The sequence below is a fragment of the Mesorhizobium sp. M2A.F.Ca.ET.067.02.1.1 genome (assembly GCF_004023285.1).
GTDB lineage: Bacteria > Pseudomonadota > Alphaproteobacteria > Rhizobiales > Rhizobiaceae > Mesorhizobium.
This window is the reverse complement of sequence record NZ_RZSB01000759.1, coordinates 1-2,869: the sequence shown is the minus strand read 5'-3', so window position 1 is coordinate 2,869 and position 2,869 is coordinate 1. Positions and strand designations below refer to the sequence as shown.

The 2,869-nt window shown below is 63.4% G+C and carries 3 protein-coding genes and 1 pseudogene; 2 read left to right on the top strand and 2 right to left on the bottom strand.

Annotated features, from left to right (window positions below):
* A pseudogene (locus tag EOA28_RS31350) lies at positions 1 to 278 on the bottom strand (ABC transporter permease); the annotation flags it as partial.
* A 102-nt stretch (positions 279 to 380) separates the two neighbouring features.
* Positions 381 to 1,508, bottom strand: a complete 1,128-nt coding sequence (locus tag EOA28_RS31345) for a BMP family ABC transporter substrate-binding protein (protein WP_127250404.1) — start codon at positions 1,506 to 1,508, stop codon at positions 381 to 383.
* Between the two features lie 338 nt (positions 1,509 to 1,846).
* On the opposite strand from EOA28_RS31345, the gene EOA28_RS31340 reads away from it, so the two are divergent.
* On the top strand, positions 1,847 to 2,500 hold the full coding sequence (locus EOA28_RS31340) for a GntR family transcriptional regulator (RefSeq protein ID WP_245463451.1): 654 nt from the start codon (positions 1,847 to 1,849) through the stop codon (positions 2,498 to 2,500).
* Between the two features lie 208 nt (positions 2,501 to 2,708).
* The gene (locus EOA28_RS39145) at positions 2,709 to 2,858 is read left to right on the top strand and encodes a hypothetical protein (protein WP_189342283.1); all 150 of its coding nucleotides are present in this window, start codon (positions 2,709 to 2,711) and stop codon (positions 2,856 to 2,858) included.
* Positions 2,859 to 2,869 lie beyond the last annotated feature (11 nt).

The window sequence follows — 2,869 nt, the reverse complement described above, 5'->3', positions numbered from 1 at the left end:
ACGCACAGCGCCGCAAGCAGGAGCGGCGCGCCGCGCGACAGCGAGTTCTGGATCGAGAACCAGGAGCCGAAGCCGCCCCGCCACATCGTCTCATAAAGCTGCACCGGCGACTTGCCGACAGCCAGGATGAACAGGCTGAACAGCACCATGCCGACGACCAGCGCCGCGAGCGGAATGACGAAGGCCTCCGCCCGCCTCGCGGTCCATTCGAGCGCCGCCCGGTATCCTCCGGCGTCGAGGATGGTCCGCACGTCCGGGCTGCTCACAGTGTCCGCCATATCCCGTCTCCCTCGGCCTGCTTGAAGCGTGCCTCAAGCTCTTGCTCGGATGCATGTCGTCATCCCAAAACCGCCGCGCAGTTTTGGGCGACACGCAATGCCTCAGGCCGTCGAGCCGACGATGCCCTCGACGAGATAGTCCATGCTTTCGAGCTCGATGGCGGTCTCGACGAAGGCCTGGCCTTCGGTCGCGACGACGGCGCCCTTGTTGCTCTTCAACGGTCCCTTGATGACGGAGAAGCCGCCCTTCATCATTTCGGCCAGCGTGGCGTCGAACTGCTTGCGTGCCGCTTCGCCGACGGCGGGGCCGAGCGGGCTCATCTTGACGAAGCCGTCGGCCAGTCCGCCACGCGTGAAATTGGGCAGCGGCTTGCCGGCGATCAGGTCGTCGACGAACATCTTGTAGACCTTGGCCCAGTTCCATTCCGCGCCGGTCAGGTATTTTTCCGGCGCCAGCGGGCTCTGGTTGGCGTGGTAGCCGCAGATGAAAGCGCCGCGACCGGCGGCTGTCTCGACCACCACCTTGGGGCTGTCGACATGGCAGGTGACGACGTCGGCGCCCTGATCGATCAGCGCATTGGTGGCCTCGGCCTCCTTCACCGCCAGCGACCACTCGCCGGTGAAGATCACCTGGCAAGTGATCGCCGGATCGACTGAGCGGGCGCCGAGCAGGAAGGAGTTGATGTTGAGCAGGACCTGCGGGATCGGCTTGGCGGCGACGAAGCCGAGCTTCTTCGACTTGCTGGTGTGGCCGGCGACGACGCCGTTCAGATACTGGCCCATGCCGATATAGCCGAAATAGGAGCCGGCGTTCATCGGGTGCTTGTCCTTGTTCCACATGCCGCCGCAATGGCGGAACTGCACGTCGGGGAACTTGGCGCACATGGCCAGCATATGCGGATCGAAATAGCCGAAGGAGGTCGGGAAGATCAGCGAGGCGCCGTCGAGATTGATCATCGATTCCATCGTCTTCTGGACGTCGACCGTCTCGGGGACGTTCTCTTCCTCGACAATGGAGATGCCTTCGACCCCCTTCAGCGACGCCGCGCCTTCGGCATGCGCCTGGTTGTAGCCATAGTCGTCCTTCGGACCGACATAGATGAAGCCGACGGTGGCGGCGGCGGCGCGCGCCGCGCGGATCGGAAAGGCCGCCGAGGCCAGACCGAGCGCCGCCCCGGCGGCGGAGGTCTTGAGCAGATTGCGGCGGCTAAGCATGAATTTTCCGGTCATATCGAATGCTCCCCTTTCTTGGACCCTGATGGGGTCGGTTAACACCTCGTCAAGAAAGTGCATGCAATCGCTGTGCCAGTTCCTTTTTTTGATTTTCCGTAATAAAATCAATAAATGAATTTAGAGGGCATGCATAAACTAAAGGCAAGTGCATGCACTTTTTGCCTGATAAATGATCAATTTGACATTGAGGTCAAAATCTAGGCATACAGGGATGCGGGCCTTGAGTCGAAACAGCCCGTGGACCGTCCACCTCGCGGGCCGTCGACAATAAACTGGGCGGAGGAGACGTGTCGGGAAAGCGTGGCTTGGTCAGGTCGGGCACGACCGTGGATCAGATGGTGCGGGCGATCGCGGACCGCATCGTCACCGGCTATCTGCGTCCCGGCGAAAAGCTCGACGAGGGCTCGCTCGCCGCCCGCTTCGACGTTTCGCGCACGCCGGTCCGGGAGGCGCTCAGCCAGTTGAGCGCCATTGGGCTGGTCGAGAGGCGGCCCAACCGAGGCGCCATCGTCGCCGTGGTCACGCAGGAGCATCTGGCCTCGATGTTCGAGAGCATGGCCGAGCTGGAGGCGATCTGCGCGCGCTTCTCCGCCGAGCGCATGACCGGCGCCGAGCGCCGCTCGCTGGAGATGGAGCATCAGGCGTCGGCGCGCATGGTGCAGCTCGGCGCCGAGGAGGACTACGAGTATTTCAACACCGAGTTCCACAGCAGGCTTTATCGCGGCGCCCACAACACGCATATCCACGAGCTGACGGTGGCGACCCGCAGCCGGCTGGCGCCGTTCCGGCGCGCGCAATTCATGCTGCCGGGCCGGCTGGCCAAGTCCTGGCAGGAGCATGATGTGATCGTCACCGCGATCATGCGCGGTGACGCGGCGGCCGCGGGCAAGGCGGCCCGGGATCATGTCTCGATCGTCAGCGAGGCGAGCGCGGTGTTCGCGACCGTCGATCCAATGGAGTCGAGGCTCAGCCGATCCGCGCGTCGATGATCTCGACCAGACAGGCGCTGGTGGTTGACGGCGGCGAGAGCATCGGCTGATCTGGTCCAGCAAAGCGGACTTGCGCCGGCGGCGATGATCGGTCAAATCATAAGCTCACTTTGACAGGATCAGTCATGCAAGCTGCAAAACAGCAATACCGCGCCAGGCATTTTGTCGCCTGCGGTATTTCTTTTGCGCGCGCCGGATATCACTGATCATGCGCTGCTGCCGCCACGAGAACCTGCAGCGCGCGGAGGAGACCAAGGTCGGCTCGCATGTCGTTCGCGACGGCTGGACCGAAGGGGTGCAAGGGACGCTGCACCCGGCCTTTCGGCCGGCCATCAGGCGGGCGTCCGTCCTCGGATAAGCAGCTTAGAT